The 17620-nt window shown below is 70.1% G+C and carries 18 protein-coding genes; 14 read left to right on the top strand and 4 right to left on the bottom strand.

The genetic code is table 11. From position 1 onward, the window contains the following. The first annotated feature begins 2 nt into the window (after window positions 1–2). The 6 genes from JOC24_RS00285 (at window position 3) to JOC24_RS00260 (ending at window position 5822) form a co-directional block, all read left to right on the top strand. Complete coding sequence (locus JOC24_RS00285) at window positions 3–1046, top strand: LacI family DNA-binding transcriptional regulator (protein ID WP_205018039.1); 1044 nt, start codon at window positions 3–5, stop codon at window positions 1044–1046. Between the two features lie 94 nt (window positions 1047–1140). After that, window positions 1141–2301 carry a S1C family serine protease gene (locus tag JOC24_RS00280; RefSeq protein WP_205018038.1) on the top strand — a complete coding sequence of 387 codons (1161 nt, stop codon included), beginning with the start codon at window positions 1141–1143 and terminating at the stop codon, window positions 2299–2301. 13 nt (window positions 2302–2314) lie between these two features. Then, window positions 2315–2500: a hypothetical protein gene (locus JOC24_RS00275; protein ID WP_205018037.1), complete on the top strand. Its 186-nt coding sequence runs from the start codon at window positions 2315–2317 to the stop codon at window positions 2498–2500. A 47-nt stretch (window positions 2501–2547) separates the two neighbouring features. Continuing rightward, window positions 2548–3279, top strand: coding sequence for a response regulator transcription factor (locus tag JOC24_RS00270; RefSeq protein WP_033297079.1), 732 nt, complete (start codon window positions 2548–2550; stop codon window positions 3277–3279). After that, window positions 3276–4685, top strand: a complete 1410-nt coding sequence (locus JOC24_RS00265; protein WP_205018036.1) for a sensor histidine kinase — start codon at window positions 3276–3278, stop codon at window positions 4683–4685. The genes JOC24_RS00270 and JOC24_RS00265 overlap by 4 nt, the downstream gene beginning before the upstream one ends. Window positions 4686–4766: 81 nt before the next feature. After that, entirely contained in the window at window positions 4767–5822 is a 1056-nt protein-coding gene (locus JOC24_RS00260; protein ID WP_205018035.1) for an FUSC family protein, read from the top strand. 173 nt (window positions 5823–5995) lie between these two features. On the opposite strand, the gene JOC24_RS00255 is transcribed toward JOC24_RS00260, so the two are convergent. Both JOC24_RS00255 and JOC24_RS00250 read right to left on the bottom strand, forming a co-directional pair. Further along, a complete protein-coding gene (locus JOC24_RS00255) occupies window positions 5996–6190 on the bottom strand; it encodes a DUF397 domain-containing protein (RefSeq protein ID WP_205018034.1) in 195 nt (64 codons plus the stop codon). 5 nt (window positions 6191–6195) lie between these two features. Next, window positions 6196–7053 carry a helix-turn-helix domain-containing protein gene (locus JOC24_RS00250; RefSeq protein WP_205018033.1) on the bottom strand — a complete coding sequence of 286 codons (858 nt, stop codon included), beginning with the start codon at window positions 7051–7053 and terminating at the stop codon, window positions 6196–6198. Window positions 7054–7298: 245 nt separating this feature from the next. On the opposite strand from JOC24_RS00250, the gene JOC24_RS00245 reads away from it, so the two are divergent. After that, window positions 7299–7811, top strand: coding sequence for an ATP-binding protein (locus JOC24_RS00245; protein ID WP_205018032.1), 513 nt, complete (start codon window positions 7299–7301; stop codon window positions 7809–7811). A 201-nt stretch (window positions 7812–8012) separates the two neighbouring features. Next, a complete protein-coding gene (locus tag JOC24_RS00240) occupies window positions 8013–9098 on the top strand; it encodes a cell wall protein (protein WP_205018031.1) in 1086 nt (361 codons plus the stop codon). A gap of 4 nt (window positions 9099–9102) precedes the next feature. Here JOC24_RS00240 and JOC24_RS00235 read toward each other — a convergent pair whose 3' ends face one another. Further along, complete coding sequence (locus tag JOC24_RS00235; RefSeq protein WP_205018030.1) at window positions 9103–9996, bottom strand: phosphatidylinositol-specific phospholipase C; 894 nt, start codon at window positions 9994–9996, stop codon at window positions 9103–9105. Between the two features lie 258 nt (window positions 9997–10254). Here JOC24_RS00235 and JOC24_RS00230 point away from each other — a divergent pair, with 258 nt between their 5' ends. Next, the gene (locus JOC24_RS00230; RefSeq protein WP_307792606.1) at window positions 10255–10539 is read left to right on the top strand and encodes an AbrB/MazE/SpoVT family DNA-binding domain-containing protein; all 285 of its coding nucleotides are present in this window, start codon (window positions 10255–10257) and stop codon (window positions 10537–10539) included. A gap of 425 nt (window positions 10540–10964) precedes the next feature. On the opposite strand, the gene JOC24_RS00225 is transcribed toward JOC24_RS00230, so the two are convergent. Continuing rightward, the gene (locus JOC24_RS00225) at window positions 10965–12770 is read right to left on the bottom strand and encodes a bifunctional metallophosphatase/5'-nucleotidase (RefSeq protein WP_205018028.1); all 1806 of its coding nucleotides are present in this window, start codon (window positions 12768–12770) and stop codon (window positions 10965–10967) included. A 181-nt stretch (window positions 12771–12951) separates the two neighbouring features. Here JOC24_RS00225 and JOC24_RS00220 point away from each other — a divergent pair, with 181 nt between their 5' ends. From JOC24_RS00220 to JOC24_RS00200, 5 genes are all read left to right on the top strand, one after another. After that, on the top strand, window positions 12952–14022 hold the full coding sequence (locus tag JOC24_RS00220) for a PDDEXK nuclease domain-containing protein (RefSeq protein WP_205018027.1): 1071 nt from the start codon (window positions 12952–12954) through the stop codon (window positions 14020–14022). Between the two features lie 85 nt (window positions 14023–14107). After that, window positions 14108–15031, top strand: coding sequence for a mycothiol synthase (gene mshD / locus JOC24_RS00215; RefSeq protein WP_205018026.1), 924 nt, complete (start codon window positions 14108–14110; stop codon window positions 15029–15031). Between the two features lie 92 nt (window positions 15032–15123). Further along, window positions 15124–15534 carry a GntR family transcriptional regulator gene (locus JOC24_RS00210; protein ID WP_205018025.1) on the top strand — a complete coding sequence of 137 codons (411 nt, stop codon included), beginning with the start codon at window positions 15124–15126 and terminating at the stop codon, window positions 15532–15534. Continuing rightward, complete coding sequence (locus JOC24_RS00205) at window positions 15531–16424, top strand: ABC transporter ATP-binding protein (RefSeq protein WP_205018024.1); 894 nt, start codon at window positions 15531–15533, stop codon at window positions 16422–16424. Before JOC24_RS00210 ends, JOC24_RS00205 begins: the two co-directional genes overlap by 4 nt. Next, the gene (locus JOC24_RS00200) at window positions 16421–17404 is read left to right on the top strand and encodes a hypothetical protein (protein WP_205018023.1); all 984 of its coding nucleotides are present in this window, start codon (window positions 16421–16423) and stop codon (window positions 17402–17404) included. The genes JOC24_RS00205 and JOC24_RS00200 overlap by 4 nt, the downstream gene beginning before the upstream one ends. Window positions 17405–17620: the final 216 nt, after the last annotated feature.

Below are 17620 nucleotides of genomic sequence, written 5' to 3'. Positions count from 1 at the left end.
GCGTGGCCAAGGTGACGCGGGACGATGTGGCGAGACTGGCGGGGACCTCGACAGCGGTCGTCAGCTACGTCATCAACAACGGACCCAGGCCGGTCGCCCCGGCCACGCGCGAGCGGGTGCTCGCCGCGATCGCGGAGTTGGGCTACCGGCCCGACCGGGTCGCACAGGCGATGGCCTCGCGGCGCACCGATCTCATAGGGATGATCGTGCCGGACGCCCGGCAGCCGTTCTTCGCCGAGATGGCGCACGCGGTGGAACAGGCGGCTGCCGAGCGCGGGAAAATGGTGCTCGTCGGCAATTCGGACTACCGCGACGAGCGCGAGGTCCACTACCTGCGGGCCTTCCTCGGAATGCGGGTCTCCGGGCTGATCCTGGTCAGCCAGGGCCCCAGCGAACGGGCGGCGGCCGAGATAGAGGCATGGGACGCCCGCGTCGTCCTGCTCCACGAACGCCCCGAGGCGATCGACGACGTCGCGGTCGTCACCGACGACGTCGGCGGCGCCCAGCTCGCCACCCGCCACCTGCTGGAACACGGCAACGCCTACGTGGCGTGCCTCGGCGGGACGGAGTCGACCCCGGTCGTCGGCGACCCGGTCGCCGACCACATCGAGGGCTGGCGCCGGGCGATGCAGGAGGCGGGGCGGCCGACGGAGGGCCGCCTCTTCCACGCCCCGTACAACCGCTACGACGCCTACCAGGTGGCCCTGAAGCTGCTCTCCGGGCCCGACAGGCCCCCGGCGATCTTCTGCTCGACGGACGACCAGGCCATCGGTGTGCTGCGGGCCGCGCGCGAGCTGCGGATCGACGTACCGGGTGAACTCGCGGTCGCGGGCTTCGACGACGTGAAGGAGGCGGGGCTGACCGATCCGCCGCTGACGACGGTCTTCTCCGACCGCCCCGCGATGGCCCGTGCGGCCGTGGACCTGGTCCTCGACGACTCCCTGCGGGTCTCGGGGTCACGGCGCGAGCGGCTGAAGCAGTTCCCCTCCGCACTGGTGGTGCGCCGCTCGTGCGGCTGCGGCGAACCGACGGTCACCGAACGGTAGCGGAACGCTTTCTTATATAGGGCATACACGGTTCTGCCGGGCTTCTCAGGACGTACTCAGGCTGCTCTCATGTTCGCTGGCCACTCTCGTAGACATGACCGACAGCCACCGCCCGAGCGGCGAGTACCCGATGCCTCCCTCGCACGACAACGGTTCGTACGGCACAGGCTCGTACGACAACGGTTCGTACGGCGGCGACCCGTACGGCACGGGCTCGCACAGCGGCGACCCGTACGCCGGTGGCGAGGCGGCCTACCCGCCGCCCCCGGCCTACGCGCCCGAGCGGCCGACCGCCGAGGTGCCCGCCGCCGCCCACGCCTGGCCCGCACCGGCGCCCCGGCCCGCCCCGGACGCCCCGAAGTCCGAGCGTCGGGTCAAGCGCCCGCTCGCCCTGCTGGCTGCCGTGGCGATCGCCGCGGCGGCGGTCGGCGGTGGCACCGCCACCCTCATCGGCGAGCTCGCCGGCGGTGGCTCCGGCAGCACAGGCTCCGGCGGTGTCGTCAACGGGACCACCGTCTCGCAGAGCAGTGCCGGTACCGTCTCCGGTGTGGCGGCGGCCGTGTCGCCGGCCATAGTCGAGATCAGCGCCACCTCCTCGTCCGGCGAGGCCACCGGTTCCGGCGTGGTCATCACGGGGGGCGGCGAGATCGTCACCAACAACCACGTCATCTCCGGCGCCTCCAAGATCGAGGTGGCCCTCAGCACCGGCAAGACGTACACCGCCGATGTCGTCGGCACGGACGCCGACAAGGACCTGGCGCTCATCAAGCTCCAGGGTGCGAGCGGACTGAAGACGGCCTCGCTCGGCGACTCCTCCTCGGTGAAGGTGGGCGACCAGGTCGTCGCGATCGGCTCGCCCGAGGGCCTGACCGGCACGGTCACCAGCGGCATCGTGTCCGCGCTCGACCGCGACGTCACGGTCGCCAAGGACGAGGGCCAGGGCCAGCAACAGCAACAGGGCGGTCAGGACTGGCCGTTCGAGTTCGGCGGCCAGCAGTTCAACGGTGACACCGGTTCGTCCAAGACGACGTACAAGGCCCTGCAGACCGACGCCTCGCTCAACCCCGGCAACTCCGGCGGCGCCCTGATCAACATGAACGGCGAGATCATCGGCATCAACTCCGCGATGTACTCGCCCAGTTCGTCCAGCACCTCGGGAAGCTCGGCGGCGGGCAGCGTGGGCCTCGGCTTCGCCATCCCGGTCAACACCCTCAAGGCCGACCTGGACGCCCTGCGCGCCGGCGACGGCTCCTGACGAGGAGGTCTCCATGAACCCCGACACCACCCCCGTGGCCGCCGGCCCGTCCGATCTGGCCCTGCCGCTCGCGCTGGCCACCGAACTGGCCGCCTCGGCCGCGTCCGCCCCCACTTCCGCCCGTCCGCCCGAGATCCGCAGTGCCACCGGCCGTGGCCGACGCGCCGCGCGACGCCGTGCGGCGGCCGTGCGAGGCTGAGAGCGCAGCAGACAGGACCCGTCACGCCGAAGGAAGAGGACGAAGCGATGAGCCCCGCCGAAGACGATCCGCAGCGCGTTCTGATCGTCGACGACGAGCCCGCCGTGCGCGAGGCCCTGCAGCGCAGTCTCGCGTTCGAGGGTTACGGGACGGAGGTGGCCGTGGACGGCTACGACGCCCTCGCCAAGGCCGAGTCGTACGCCCCCGACCTGATCGTCCTGGACATCCAGATGCCCCGCATGGACGGCCTCACTGCCGCCCGTCGCATCCGGTCCACCGGGTCCACCACGCCCATCCTGATGCTCACCGCCCGAGACACCGTCGGCGACCGGGTCACCGGCCTCGACGCCGGTGCCGACGACTACCTCGTCAAGCCCTTCGAGCTGGACGAGCTCTTCGCCCGCATCCGCGCCCTGCTGCGCCGCAGCTCCTACGCGGTCGCGGCGGGCGGGCCCCTTCCCGACGACGACGTGCTGTCCTTCGCGGACCTCCGCATGGACCTGAACACCCGCGAGGTCACCCGTGGGACGCGCCGGGTGGAGCTCACCCGCACCGAATTCACCCTGCTCGAGATGTTCCTGGCCCATCCCCGGCAGGTGCTGACCCGGGAGCAGATCCTCAAGGCCGTCTGGGGCTTCGACTTCGAACCCAGCTCCAACTCCCTGGACGTCTACGTGATGTACCTGCGCCGCAAGACGGAGGCGGGCGGCGAGCCGCGCCTCGTGCACACCGTGCGGGGCGTCGGTTACGCCCTGCGCTCCGGCGGCGGTGACGGGTGACCGGCCTCCCCCGCCGGCTCCGCGCCCTCCCGCTCCGCTCGCGGCTCGCCCTGCTGGTCGCCATGGCCGTCGCGGTGGCGGTGGCGGCGGTGGCCGCGGCGTGCTGGCTGACCACCAAGGACCGGCTCACCGAGCAACTCGACACGACACTCAGCCAGGTCAAGCCCAACGGAGACACGATCCGGCTGCTCCAGTTGGGCTGCTCCGGACAACTGCCGGACGACCTTCGCCTGCTGCCGACCCCGTACACGATCCAGTTGGTCTCGGCGACCGGCACGGACCCCTGCACCCAGCCGGACAAGACCGCCATCCCCGTGCAGACCGAGGACCGCGCCGTCGCGGCCGGACTGCGCCAGAGTGCTGTCCACACCACCGAGGCCGAGGACGGCACCGAGATGCGCGTCTACACCTCGACCCCGACGCCCGGGGGGCAGGCCGGAGTCGCCGTCTCCGTGGCGATGCCGATGGACCAGGTCACCGATCCGCTCAAGGAACTCGCGCTGGTCCTCCTCCTGGTCTCCGGGGTGGGCGTCGTCGGCGCCGGCGCGGCCGGCCTGTGGATCGCCCGCACCGGCCTGCGCCCGGTGGACGACCTCGCGCACGCCGTCGCACACGTGGCCGAGACCGAGGACCTCACCGTCCGCATCCCGGTCGAGGGCGAGGACGAGATCGCCCGCCTGTCCCGCTCGTTCAACGCCATGACGGAGTCCCTGGCCACGTCCCGCGACCGCCAGTCGCAGCTCATCGCCGACGCGGGTCACGAGCTGCGTACCCCGCTCACCTCGCTCCGTACGAACATCGAGCTGCTCGCCCGGAGCGACGACACGGGCCGTGCCATCCCGCCCGAGGACCGCAAGGCGCTGATGTCCTCGGTCAAGGCCCAGATGACGGAGCTGGCCGCGCTCATCGGCGACCTCCAGGAGCTCTCCCGCCCCGACGCCGCCCAGCCCGGGCCCCTCCAGGTGGTCGCGTTGCACGACATCACCCGCGCCGCCCTGCAGCGCGCCCGGCTGCGCGGCCCGGAGCTGACCATCACCGCCGAGCTGGCCCCCTGGTACGTACGCGCCGAACCCGCCGCGCTGGAGCGGGCGGTCGTCAACGTCCTGGACAACGCGGTGAAGTTCAGCCCTGCGGGCGGGACGATCGAGGTCGCCCTGCACCGCGGCGAGCTGACCGTGCGGGACCACGGACCCGGCATCCCCGCCGAGGACCTCCCGCACGTCTTCGACCGCTTCTGGCGCTCCCCGTCCGCCCGCCAGCTGCCCGGCTCGGGCCTCGGCCTGTCCATCGTCGCCCGCACGGTCCAGCAGGCGGGCGGCGAGATCGCGCTGACCCCGGCGGAGGGCGGCGGCACGGTGGCGTCGATCCGGCTGCCCGGGGCGCCGACGCCGCCGCCGGAGGTGTGAGCCGGGCCGGACTCAGAACCGACGACGGAACTCGGCCGCGAACTGCGGGGCCCCGCCTGCGTCCAGCCTGTCCAACAGACCATGCAGGTCACGAGGCTCTTGCCACGGGCCGTACTGTTCCTGGACATCGCCTTGGTGCCGCTGGTGGTCTTCTGGGCGATCGGGCACGAGCTGTACCTGCTCAGCGCGCTGTTCGGACTGCTCTTCGCCTGGCTGGACGACCCGGGAGGCAGCTTCGCGAACCGCGCCCGGCACATCGCGGTCTTCGCCCTGGTCGGTGCCGGGATCACCGCGCTGGGCTTCGGTATCGGCGGGGATGCCTGGGGCTGGCTGGTCCTCGCGGCCTTCGCAGTCACAATGGTGGCCGGGCTGGGGGCCGCGTTCGGTGTGCGCAGGTTCGTGACCGGCATGCTGCTGAACCTCTGGTTCATCATCGCCCTCGGGCTCGCGTCCAGTTTCCACCACCACGCCCGCATCACCAGCTACACCTGGGCCCAGGTCCTCGCCTGGGCCGGTGGAGCGGCGCTGTGGATGGCTGCGACGTCCATCGCGTGGCTTATCCGCGGACGCGGCGAGCGACCCCAGCCGTTCGCGGAACTCCCCGGCGACACCGCACGAAAGCCACTCACCCGGCCCCTGGTCATGTTCGCGCTCCTGCGCGCGCTGGTCATCGCCGGCACCGTGGCACTGGCGTTCGGCCTGAACCTCCCTCACGGCTACTGGATGCCCATCGCGGCCATGGTCGCGATGAAACCAAGCCTGGAACAGAGCACCCTGATCGCCGTGCAGCGCCTCGCAGGCGCGCTCATCGGCGCCGTCACGGCCGCCTTGCTGTTGCTGATCCCGACCAGCGAAGATGGACTGAGGCTGTTCGCGATCGAGCGTGCACTGGAAGTGGTCGCGCTCGTCCTGTTCATGCACGGGGCGGGGATTCGCTTCTGGAACTACGCGCTCTACTGTGCTGCCGTCGCCGCGGGCGCGCTGATCCTGGTCGACCTGCCCCAGCCCTCCGACTACACGGCCGAGGGGTACCGCGTGCTGTGGACCCTGTGCGGTGTCGGGGCCGGGCTGCTCGTCATGCTCCTCGCGGGCCTACTGAGCAAGCACACCGCCGAAGTATCGTCACAACCAGCCTGAACGCGCGCCGCGCCAGCCCCACCGAGGACAGGCCGGTCCCGGCTTCGCCGGAAGGCAGTGACCACCGAACACAGCAGGTGTGACCCCAGCAGGACTACTCGGTAACCCTCCTGGCCGGCCCCGGCGAGCCACCCCATGTACAGAGCATCTGCTGGGCCCAACTCCATGAGCGGCTAGGCCAAGTCGTCGAACTCACCCTCCTTCGCACCCCCGAGGAAGGCACGGAGCTTGGCCCGGGTGGTGCGGACGACCACGTCCGGGTTGTCGCTCTCACGCAGCAGTATCTCGCCTTCGTGTTCGGCGAGTTCGAGGCAGTTGTTGCCCTCCGCTCCTGAGGACTTCGAGGACTTGCGCCACTGGATGTCCATGCTTGTCACTCCTTCATGCTCTCTGCGATTCCGCGGATGAAATCCTGCGAGCTCTCGGGGTCTAGAGCCCGGCTCTCGATCCTGTCCAGCACGGCTCGGTAGTTCACGAGGCGCGTTTCTGCGTCGATGAACGCCGGTCCGGTCGCAGTGTCCGTCTGCACGGTGTCGAGCTGCGGGACGGGCCCGTAGACGTATTGTGTCGAACTGCCGATCTCCGGGAAGCCGCCCGCCGAGAAGGGGATGACCCGGACCGTGACGTTGTCCCGCCCCGACTCCGTGAGCAGATGCCCGAGTTGACCGCGCGCCACGCCTGAGCCGCCGTACGTCATCCGCAACACGGCCTCATGGATGAGGAACGTGCAGGCGGGCGCACCCTCTCCGTCCAGTACGTCGCGGCGGCGCAGCCTGTGCGAAAGCTGACGCCGGAGGCGCTCCGGGCTCAGGGGCGGCACAACTTCCGCGAACACGGCACGCGCGTAATACTCGTTCTGCAACAGCCCCGGCATATACATGATCTGGACCGACCGAATGCCTACGGCATGGTGCTCCAGTTCCGCCAGATCGAGCGCGCTGCTGGACAGGTCAGCCCGGTAGTCCTCCCACCACCCGTTCGTGCGCTCCTCAGCCATGTCGGCCAGGGCGTCGACGTATGCGGTGTCCGGGCACTCATAGTGACCGGCCCACGTGCGCACTCGTTGCGCACTCACGCCGAATCGCCCCGCTTCACTGTTGCTGACAGTGGTGCGGTCCGTCCCCAGTACCGCTGCCGCCGCAGTGAGCGACAAACCGGTGCGCTCCCGAAGCCTGCGCAGCTCCGTGCCCAACCGGCGCTGGCGCGCAGTGGGCGCCTTCCTCGATGCCATCGGACTCCCTTTTATCGGGCCCCAGTGTGACCCGTCACCCGACGGGGTTCACTTTACCCATCACGTTACCCATTAGCACCTCACACTTGAGGTGCTCTCGCTACGGTTGCCCCATCACAGCGCCGCAGCGATGAAGCCGAAGTGCAGCCGCCCCAAAGCCCTTTGGGACAGGCATGCCCGCACGACCGTCACCCCGGTCAACGAGCCGCGTGCGCGTTCGGATCGCACCACGTGGGGAGAACGACATGACCAGCGTCAACGCCACCGCACCCTCCGCATCGCCGCACTGTCAGGACGGCGAGAGCTACCGGCTCTCCCTGCCCAACACCGCGCGTTCCGCCGGGATCGCCCGGCACTTCGTCGCCTCACTGCTCACCGGCACCCCGCACAGCGGCATCGTCGACGACGCCCGCCTCTGCGTGACCGAGGTCGTGGCCAACGCCCATCGTCATACCCGCACTTCACTGATCCGTGTGCATGTGACGATCAGCCGGGAGCAGGTGACCGTGTCCGTCGCCGACGACACGCCCTGGACCGCGCCTTCGGCAGGCGCCCCGTCCGACGGGTCGATCCGCGCGGGTCACGCGCAGGAGTGCGGGCGGGGACTCTTCCTCCTGGAGGAACTCGCCCTGGCCTGGGGGTCGGACGTCTGCGGGTGCTGCTCTCCCAGCCACAAGGCGGTGTGGTTCACGCTCGCCGTGGATGCGGAGGCCACCCCACAGCCTTCTGCGCGCCCCCACACGGCGATTCAGGCCTGACCACCCGCGAGATCCACCGGCAGGCCCGGCCGTCGGCCTGCCCTACCCCCACGGACCCTGATGCGTCGTACCACCGGCGCGGCTTCGCGCTGCGCTCCTTCGCCATGCCCTGATCCGGTATGGGACCCCGTTCCCCGCGCCCTCCAGGAGGTGGACTCGACCCCTGCCCGGCACGCCCGTCCGCGTCCATGGCTGTCTGCCGTGACATGGCTGATCGGCTCGGGCCTGCACGCGCGCGCGGGGGAGACGACGCTGACCGTGGCCCGGGACCTCGCGGCGCGGATGGACTACCGGCTGGGCTTCGTGCTGTACGACCTCGAAGGCACGGCCGCCCGGTGCGGAACGTCGACGGCGACGGTGAAGCGGCATGTCCGGGTGCTGCGGGAGCTGGGTGCGCTGGCGTGGCGGAGACACGGTACGAAGAGGAACCTTCAGCTCCCGGGCCGCCCGTACACGGCCACCGCCACCATCTACGCGGCGACGATTCCGGCAGCGTACGACCGTACGAAGGGGCACCGGCTCGACGGTACCGGGTACGGCGCCCGCGTGGTCGGGGTGACGGACGAGGGACGGGCACTCGTGCAGAAAACCGTCCACAGGAAGCAGCGCCCTGTGGACGACGAGCGGCCGGGCGCACACGGTCAGGCAGGGCGTGCACCCCATTCTCCTGGGCCGTACCCCGACTCATCCGTTGCTGATCCGGATAGGTGGTTGAACTACACCTCGCGCACCCGCGCGGCGCGCGCGAGAGCGACAACTCCCCGGAAGGCCAGGAACGGCTGCGGTGCGTCGCGTCGCAGCCCATGGCAGGTGGCCCACGACATCGAGGTCGCCCGGCAGGTCCGGCCGCTCGTCGGCTGGACCCAGCGAGAAGGGCTCCGCCGCCTGGCGTTCGCCCTCCGCCCGTTGATCGACCGGGGCCTGGAGCCGCATGACGTCGCCGCAGAACTCGTCGGCCTGGCGGTCGACTGGCGCCCCGCCCGGCCGGCCGCGTACATCACCGCGGCCCTCACCCGGGACCAGCGGGCCGAGGCTGCCCGCCGGGCGGGCGAGGACCTCGCGGCCGACCCTGCCGCCCACCAGGAGTGGCAGCAGTGGCTGCGCAGCCGCCAGGTCGACGACCCGCCGCGCACGGACGAGGACCGCCGCCACGCCCGGCTCTACGCCTGGGACCGGTGGCGCGAGGTGGCGGCCCACTACGACGAGGACCCCGACGACGCACTGGACCTCTACGGAGCCCGGCTGTGCGCCTACGCAGTCAAAAGGGCCGCGCCCTCGGCGTGGTGACTCCTCAGCCGGCCGGGTTGTGCCGGATCAGCGACTCCACCAGCCCGGCTCGGGTGGCGGGGAAGTCGAGCGGGACGATCCCGAGGCCGGTCCAGCCCGATGCCTCCGATCCGTCGAGGAACGAGTGCACCTGCGGGTTGAGCCGGTCCGAGTTCGAGCGCGGGGGGAGCAGGGCCGCGGTGCTCACGTAGTTCATGAAGAACTTTCCGGGCTGCTGCGCCGCCTTGCGGAACTGCGCCTCGATCTTCGGGTACTTGCCGAAGGGCTCGGCCATGTAGTCGTCCTGGATGTCGAAGACCGCCGGGTCGGCGTACCGGACCCCGGGCAGGCCGCCGTTGTCGGCGAGGACGACGACCTTGCCGCGGGCACCGCCGAGGTCCGGGAGGGTGGAGTCGAGGCGCAGGAGCGGACGCCAGCCCTTGCCGTCGAGGTAGATGTCGAAGATCCGCCGGAACGCGGCGTCGCTCTCCTCCGAGTACTCCTGCTTGACGCGCATCAGCACGGTCTCCGAAGGGTGCCTGGCCAGAAAGTCCCGGCAGGCACCCAGCACGTCGTCGAAATTCAGGTTCTGGTAGTAGGCCCCGTGGTGGATCGCGTACGCGTCACCGCTGATCCGGCACCGGACGTCGAGGAAACGTATGCCGCTGTCCAGTTGCTGGGCCACCGTCGTGTTCTGGCACGCCGTCCAGGGGCCGCCGAAGCGCGCACCGGCATTGTGCGTCCCCGGGATCGTGAGGCGTCGCAGCGGGGTGGAGTCGGCTATGCCGCCCATCCAGTCCTGCGTGCCCAGGGCGCGGTCGGATGCCGCGACGGCGGGCGTCCCGCCGAGGAGTACCCCGGCGGTGACTGCGAGCGAGCCGGTGAGGAAGCTCCGGCGGGTGGCGGTGTACGGACTCATGGGGGTGTGCCTCCGGGGGCCGTGGGGGCTCGAATTATGTCGGGCACACCTCAATGACGGAACAGGGTCGTCTCGCCATCGACGCCCGCGTGGCCGGAACCCGCCGACCACCGTCCGACCGCCCCACCCCCACCACACGCACAGACGAAAACCTTGGCGCCAAGCAGCAGAATGCAAGATTGCGAATTTCTCAAACTTGCAATACTCGTATTTCGTGCCACTTTGGCAAGGTTGGCGACAGAGGCAGGAGGTCATTGCGTGACTGGAGCCACAGCCATACTGCGAACGAACGGGCAGATCACACTACCCAAGGCCATTCGGGCAGCCCTCGGGGTGAACCAGGGCGACGAAATCGAGTTCGAGATCACCGGCGCCGGTGAAGTGACGGTGCACGGACTCACCAAGATCCGCTCCGACCAGGCCTGGTTCTGGACTCCGGAGTGGCAGGAGGGCGAGCGCAGAACCAGCGAGGACATCGCTGCCGGTCGCACCGCCGTGCACGAGGACACGGACAGCATGTTCGCGCACCTCGACGAAGACTGACCCCTGACACCGGGAGGCCCGATTGCCCACTTTTGAGACGACTGCCCACTTCAAGGGCGACTTCAAGACTTTGAAGCCCGAGGAGCGGAAGCGCTCCGAGGACGTCATCCGGAAGAGGTTCGTTCCGGATGTGGAATTGGGGCAGTTCCGACCCGGACTCCGGGTCAGGCCGGTTCAGGGCATCTCGTTGCCGCAGGGCGCACGCCCTGTCATGGAGATGACTTGGGCACCGGACGGTCGTGCCACCTGGCAGTACGGAGACGAAGTCCGCCCAGGGGTGACGCACATCCTGTGGCGCCGAGTGGGGGGCCACGACATCTTCGTCCCCGGGCCGGCCTGAACAGGCCGATGGTCCGCCACGTGGCGTGTCGGACCATCGGTCTCCGGGCCGGACGGGAGCAGCCGGACGCTCCCGTGTGACGGCGTTACTGCACGATCGTGATCCGGTCCGTGGCCGGCGGGGCCAGCGGCGCGGAAGCCGTGGAGTGGGCCGCCAGGTAGGCGTTGAACAGGTCCAGGTCGGAAGCGCCGACCAGCTTGTTCGTGCCCTGGCCGAGGGCCGCGAAGCCGTCGCCGCCACCCGCGAGGAACTCGTTCATCGCGACGCGGTACGACTTCGCCGGGTCGATCGCCTCACCGTTGAGCAGGATCGAGGAGGCGACCACGCGGTCGGCGCCCGACTTCGTCATGTCCAGCGTGTAAGTGAGGCCCTTCGAGACCTGGAGGATCTTCGGCGACGCCTCGTTCGAGCCGCTGACCTGCTGCTGGAGAGCGGCGACCAGCTGCGCGCCGGTCAGGTCGACGACGTTCATCATGTTGGTGAACGGCTGGACCGTGAACGCCTCGCCGTAGGTCACCACCCCGTCGCCCTCACTGCCGGACGCCTTGTACACCAGGTCGGAGCGGATACCGCCCGGGTTCATGAACGCGACGACGGCGCCGCCCTTGTCCGCGGGGGCCAGGCCCTCGAGCTGGGCGTCGGCGATGAGGTTGCCGAGCGGCTTCTCGGGGGCCGTGGAACCGCGGCCGTTGATGTCGGCGGAGATGAAGCCCTGCGGCCGGCCCGCGATGGGGGCGGCGAGCGTGTTCCAGCGGGCGATCAGCGCCGTCATGTCGGTGGCCTTGGCCTGGTCACGGCTGACGATGTGGTTGGCCGACTCCACCGACGTGCGCACGATGTCCTTGGTGCGGCGGTCGTAGGTGAGGGTCGTGTCCGTGTAGAGCTTGCCGAACGACGACGCCGAGGTGACCATGCGCGGCTTGCCGGAGGGGTCCGGGACCGTGCAGACGTACGCCTGGTGGGTGTGGCCCGTGACCAGCGCGTCGACCTTCGGCGTGATGCCCTTGGCGATGTCCACGATCGGCCCGGAGATGCCGTCACCGGCGCCCGGGCTGTCGCAGTCGTAGTTGTACGAGGAGGAAGCCGGGGCCCCGCCCTCGTGGATCAGCGCGACGATGGACTTGACGCCCTGGCGGTCCAGCTCCTTGGCGTACTTGTTGACCGTCTCGATCTCGTCGTGGAACTTCAGCCCCTTGACGCCGTTGGCCGTGACGATGTTCGGCGTGCCCTCCAGGGTCACCCCGATGAAGCCGATCTTGACGCCGTTCTTCTTCCAGACCGTGTACGGCTTGAGGACCGGCTTGCCGGTCTTCTCGCTCGTCACGTTGGCCGCGAGGTACGGGAAGTCCGCGCCTTCGAACTTCTTGCCCTTCTCGTAGCAGCCCTCGACCGGGTGGCAGCCGCCGTTCTGCAGACGGGCCAGCTCCGTGGCCCCCTCGTCGAACTCGTGGTTGCCCACGGCCGTCACGTCGAGGTCGAGCCCGTTGAGCGCCTCGATGGTGGGCTCGTCGTGGAACAGCCCCGACAGCAGTGGGCTCGCGCCCACCATGTCGCCGCCGGCCGCCGTGACGGAGTACGGGTTGCCCTTGCGCGCGGTGCGCAGCGAGCTCGCGAGGTACTCGACGCCCCCGGCCGGGACCGACTTCACCGTGCCGTCGGCCTGCTTCTCACTGACCGTCCCCGCGGAACCGGCCGGCGGCTCCAGGTTGCCGTGCAGGTCGTTGAAGGAGAGCAACTGCACGTCTACCGTGCGGGACGACGGGCGGTGGCCGTGGCCCTTGTCGTGCGCGCCGGCCGGCATCGCGGCGACGAGCGCGCCGACGGTGACGAGCCCGGCGGTGGCGGCGAGCACTCGCCGGGGCACACGGTTCTTCTGCGGAGTCGCTGACATCGGTCCCCTTGTGAGTGTCTGGATCCTGCGTGCGGCAGCCTAGAGTCAACGCGCGTAGCGCGACAGGTGTCCGGGGTTACGAACTGGTTGCTTCGTACTCGGAAACGGGCTGATCACCCGTAGGACGTACATTTAAGAGCAGAAACGTCACCGCAGTCATACGTACCGAAATCCTGCACTCGTGAACAACGAACTCACGGGCGAGGCAGTGGTGCCGGCCCAGCACCGGGGCGAACTTCCCCCTGGCTTCCACGACATGCTCGACGACCTCAAGTCGATCGTGCGGGGCGCGCATGTGCGCGCACAGCTCAAGGTGAACACCGAGATGCTCCTCATGTACTGGCAGATCGGGCGGACGATCCTGGAGAGGCAGGGCGGCGAGAAGTGGGGGACGAAGGTCGTCGACCGCATCGCCACGGAGCTGCGAACCGAGTTCCCGAACCAGCGGGGGTTCAGTGCGCGCAATCTGCAGTACATGCAGCAGATGGCTCGAACGTGGAGCGAACAGTTTGCGCAGCAGGCTGCTGCGCAATTGCCCTGGGGCCACCTCCAGCTCCTCATGGACAAGTGCAGAACACGCTTCGAGCTGGACTTCTACGCGCAGCACGCCGTGTACCACGGCTGGTCCCGCGACCGCCTCACCACGCACATCCGCAGCGAGCTCCATCTGGCCCAGGGCGCGGCAGCCAACAACTTCGACGTCACCATCCCGGAGCAGTCCGAGGCCGCGACGCAGATCTTCAAGGATCCGTACCGCCTGGAGTTCACCCAGCTGTCGGACACCGCCGCCGAGCGCGAGCTCGAGGACGCGCTGACGGACAAGATCATCCAGTTCCTCACCGAGCTCGGCTTCGGGTTCGCCTTCGTCGGCCGCCAGTACCCCCTCACCGTGGGCGATACGGAGTTCCGTATCGACCTGCTCTTCTACCACTTCAGGCTGCACCGCTTCGTGGTGGTCGAGCTGAAGACCACCAAGGCCCACCCTTCGCACCTCGGGCAGCTCAGCTTCTACGTCACCGCGGTGGACCGCCTCCTGCGCGACCCGGAGCGGGACGACCGGACACTCGGCATCCTCATCGCGGAGAGCCAGGACGCGACGACCGTCGAATTCGCCCTCCAGTCGCAGAGCCAGCCGCTCGCGGTCAGCACGTACACAGACCTTCCCCCGGGCGTACGGGAACTGATGCCCACCACGGACGACCTCTCCCGCATCGCCCACGAAGTCCTCCACGGCGGGGCGGCCCCGGAATGACAGGGCGGGCTGACATGACGGCACCCTCGCGGACCGTGCGACAGCCTGCCCCGGCGCCCCACCTCCGCGCCGTACGCTCGTACCCATGACGACTGACGCACCCCTCCCCTCACCCGGGCGCGAGATCGAGACCCTCGACGCGCTCACCTCCGAGCAGGCCGACGCCGTCCTCGCCCTCCTCGGCGAGGCCGCCGGGACCGATGGCCGGCAGGCCGTCTCCGAGCAGGGGCGGCTGCAGTTGAGGGGCGGACACCGTGAGGGCGTCCGGCATTTCCTGCTCACCGTCGACGGCGTACTGGCCGGTTACGCGCAGCTGGAGGACGTCGACCCCGTCGAGGCCCCCGCCGCCGAGCTGGTCGTGTCCCCCTCCCACCGCGGCCGTGGACACGGCAGGGCGCTGGGCGCCGCACTCCTCGCCGCGACCGGGAAGCGGCTGCGCGTCTGGGCACACGGCGGCAAGTCGGCCGCCCGGCACCTCGCGCAGGTGCTCGGCCTCTCCCTCTTCCGCGAACTGCGCCAGCTGCGCCGCCCGCTGGACACCCTCGACATCGCCGAGCCGGCCCTGCCGCCCGGCGTCACCATCCGCACCTTCGTGCCCGGACAGGACGACGCGGCCTGGCTCACCGTCAACAGCGCCGCCTTCGCCCACCATCCCGAGCAGGGCTCACTCACCCAGCGGGACCTGGACGACCGCAAGTCCGAGCCCTGGTTCGACCCGAAGGGCTTCTTCCTCGCCGAACGCGACGGCGAGATCATCGGCTTCCACTGGACGAAGGTGCACGCCGAGGAGGAGCTGGGCGAGGTCTACGTCGTCGGCATCAGGCCCGACGCCCAGGGCGGCGGCCTCGGCAAGGCGCTCACCGCGATCGGACTGCGGTACCTGGCCTCCCGGGGGCTGCCGACGGCCATGCTCTATGTCGACGCCGACAACCTCCCGGCCCTGTCCGTCTACGAGCGGATGGGCTTCGCCACGCACGAGGTCGACCTGATGTACCGCACGGAGTCCTGAACACGCTCAATCCCCCGAGGGGCGGCGTCACTTGACGCCGCCCCTGTTTTGCACCACCCTTTCACTACTCAACTAGTGAAAGGGTGGTGCACATGGCAGAGTCCGCAGCGGTCGAGTTCCGCATCGACCGGCGCAGCGGCGTCGCCACCTACCTCCAGATCGTGCAGCAGACCAAGCAGGCGCTCCGCCTCGGTGTGCTGGAGCCGGGCGACCGGCTGCCCACGGCCCGCGAGGTCGTCGAAGCGACGGCGATCAATCCGAACACCGTGCTCAAGGCCTACCGCGAACTGGAACGCGAAGGCCTCGTCGAGGCCCGCCGCGGTCTCGGCACCTTCGTCCGCCGGACCCTCGGCAGCGCGGCGGTCACCACCGACCCGCCCCTGCGCGCCGAACTGTCCGAATGGACCCGCAGGGCCCGTGCCGCCGGCCTCGACAGGGACGACGTGAGCGCGCTCTTCACCGACGTACTGGACAGCACATTCAAGGGGGACCCGCACTCATGACAGGTGCCGCGATCGAGGCGAACGGCCTCGGTATGACCTACGGACGAAAGCGCGGGTGGGCACTGCGCGACTGCTCGTTCCGGCTGCCCACGGGACGGATATGCGCTCTCGTCGGGCCCAACGGCGCCGGGAAATCCACCCTGCTCTCCCTCGCAGCCGGGCTGCTCCGGCCCGCCGAGGGGTCGGTGCGGGTGCTCGGCTCGACACCCGCCGAGGCCCGTCCCCGCATCGCGTACGTCTCGCAGGACAAGCCGCTGTACCCGCAGCTCACCGTCGCCGACACCCTGTGGGCCGGGGCCCAGCTCAACCCCGCCACCTGGGACCGCGCGGCCGCGGACCGGATCGCCGGCGTGCTTCCCCAGGACGCCAAGGTCCGGACGCTCTCCGGCGGCCAGCGCACCCGGCTCGCCCTGTCCCTCGCCCTCGGCAAGCGGCCCGAACTGATGCTGCTGGACGAGCCGATGGCCGACCTCGACCCGCTCGTCCGTCACCAGCTGATGGGCGTCCTGATGGCCGAGGCCGCCGAACACGGCACCACCATCGTGATGTCCTCGCACATCCTGACCGAGCTGGAAGGCGCCTGCGACTACCTCCTGCTCGTCGACGGCGGCCGGGTCCGGCTCGGCGGCGAGAGCGACGACATCGTCGCCGCGCACTCCGTCCTCACCGGCCAGGCCCGCGACCTCGCCCCGCACACGGTCGTCGAATCCAGTACGACGGGACGTCAGCTCACCGCGCTCGTCAGAAGGGAAGGCCCGGTGGACGACACCGCCTGGGACGTCAAGGAACCCTCCCTGGAGGAGCTGCTCCTGGCCCACCTCCGCTCCCCCGAAGCCCCTGCCCTGCTCACCCCGAGCGCGCACGCCCGCAACGAGGTGGCCGCGATATGAGCACCCTCACCCCGCCCCGCCCCTCCCTGCGCGGCCCCGTCCGCGTCGTGGTGCGCCAGCACCGGTGGACGCTGAGGCTCGCAGGAGGGCTCGTCCTCCTCGCGGTCGTCGGCCTGATCGCGGTCGCCCTTCGCTCGTCCCACGTCGCCGAGGTCTTCGCGGCGAGCGGCTGCCCGGTGAACGGAGGATCGGGCCGGGCCTGCGACGTGACGGCCCGCAGCTATCTGGACAGCATGGTGAAGTACCGCACCGCCTTCGGTTGCTTCACCTTTGCCCTGACGGTCCTGCCCGCGCTCTTCAGCGCGTTCGTCGCCGGCCCGTTGATAGCCCGGGAGCTGGAGAACGGCACCTTCAAGCTGTCCTGGGCCCAGTCCGTGTCCCCGGCACGCTGGCTGGCCGCGAAGCTGGCGGTGCCCACCGTGCTGCTGCTGGCAGGTGTGTCCGTGCTGACGGCCGTAATCGCCTGGGCACGGTCCCGTGCGGACACGCTCTACGCCCCCCAGTGGCATGACGCCTTCGTGTTCGGCACTTCGGGAGTCCTCCCCCTCGCCTACACCGTGCTCGGGATGGCCGTCGGAGCGGTCACCGGGCTGCTGGTACGCCGAACCTTCCCGGCGCTGACCGTCTCCGCGCTCGTCACCGGCACGGCCGTCTCTGTCTTCGCCTACGGGCGCGCTGAGCTGTGGCCCCCGCGCACGCTGTCCGGCGCGCCCCTGAACGCCGAAGAGGGCATGTGGTGGGTGGAGACGGGACACCTCACCAGCAGCGGCGAACGGTTGTCCCAGGACGTGTGCTCACGGCCCACGTTCATCGGCACGGACCGGTGCCTGGCGGACCACGACGTCACCAGCCACTACCTCGACTATCACCCCGCCTCGCATTTCTGGCCCATCCAGCTCGTCGAGACCGGCATCCTGCTCGCCCTCGCCGCCCTGGCCGTCGCCGCCGCCTTCCGCGTCCTGCGCCGCCGCACCGCCTGAGAGCCACCCCTGTCCGGGCCCCGGGGGGAGTCCGGACAGGGGGTTCACCTACGGTGAGGACGAGCAGGACGGGGACGGGCCCGCAGTCACAACGCTTCCTGTACGTCATGTCGCCGTTACCGGCCATTCAGACGGGCTTGCGACCCTCACGGGATGCAGCCAGCTCTGCCCACCCCCCGCAACGGGAGCGGCCCCGGTCCGGGGCACACTTCCGCG

It is taken from the genome of Streptomyces sp. HB132 (assembly GCF_016909575.1).
Classification (GTDB): domain Bacteria; phylum Actinomycetota; class Actinomycetes; order Streptomycetales; family Streptomycetaceae; genus Streptomyces.
Note: the sequence above shows the minus strand (reverse complement) of the source record. Positions and strands in the feature narration are given on the sequence as shown.

What these genes read in the sequence shown, in the direction of transcription:
- JOC24_RS00280 (WP_205018038.1), top strand. Translation starts at nt 1,141, where the DNA reads ATGACCGACAGCCACCGCCCGAGCGGCGAGTACCCGATGCCTCCCTCG.
- JOC24_RS00275 (WP_205018037.1), top strand. Translation starts at nt 2,315, where the DNA reads ATGAACCCCGACACCACCCCCGTGGCCGCCGGCCCGTCCGATCTGGCC.
- JOC24_RS00270 (WP_033297079.1), top strand. Translation starts at nt 2,548, where the DNA reads ATGAGCCCCGCCGAAGACGATCCGCAGCGCGTTCTGATCGTCGACGAC.
- JOC24_RS00260 (WP_205018035.1), top strand. Translation starts at nt 4,767, where the DNA reads ATGCAGGTCACGAGGCTCTTGCCACGGGCCGTACTGTTCCTGGACATC.
- JOC24_RS00255 (WP_205018034.1), bottom strand. Translation starts at nt 6,190, where the DNA reads ATGGACATCCAGTGGCGCAAGTCCTCGAAGTCCTCAGGAGCGGAGGGC.
- JOC24_RS00250 (WP_205018033.1), bottom strand. Translation starts at nt 7,053, where the DNA reads ATGGCATCGAGGAAGGCGCCCACTGCGCGCCAGCGCCGGTTGGGCACG.
- JOC24_RS00245 (WP_205018032.1), top strand. Translation starts at nt 7,299, where the DNA reads ATGACCAGCGTCAACGCCACCGCACCCTCCGCATCGCCGCACTGTCAG.
- JOC24_RS00235 (WP_205018030.1), bottom strand. Translation starts at nt 9,996, where the DNA reads ATGAGTCCGTACACCGCCACCCGCCGGAGCTTCCTCACCGGCTCGCTC.
- JOC24_RS00225 (WP_205018028.1), bottom strand. Translation starts at nt 12,770, where the DNA reads ATGTCAGCGACTCCGCAGAAGAACCGTGTGCCCCGGCGAGTGCTCGCC.
- mshD (WP_205018026.1), top strand. Translation starts at nt 14,108, where the DNA reads ATGACGACTGACGCACCCCTCCCCTCACCCGGGCGCGAGATCGAGACC.
- JOC24_RS00210 (WP_205018025.1), top strand. Translation starts at nt 15,124, where the DNA reads ATGGCAGAGTCCGCAGCGGTCGAGTTCCGCATCGACCGGCGCAGCGGC.
- JOC24_RS00205 (WP_205018024.1), top strand. Translation starts at nt 15,531, where the DNA reads ATGACAGGTGCCGCGATCGAGGCGAACGGCCTCGGTATGACCTACGGA.
- JOC24_RS00200 (WP_205018023.1), top strand. Translation starts at nt 16,421, where the DNA reads ATGAGCACCCTCACCCCGCCCCGCCCCTCCCTGCGCGGCCCCGTCCGC.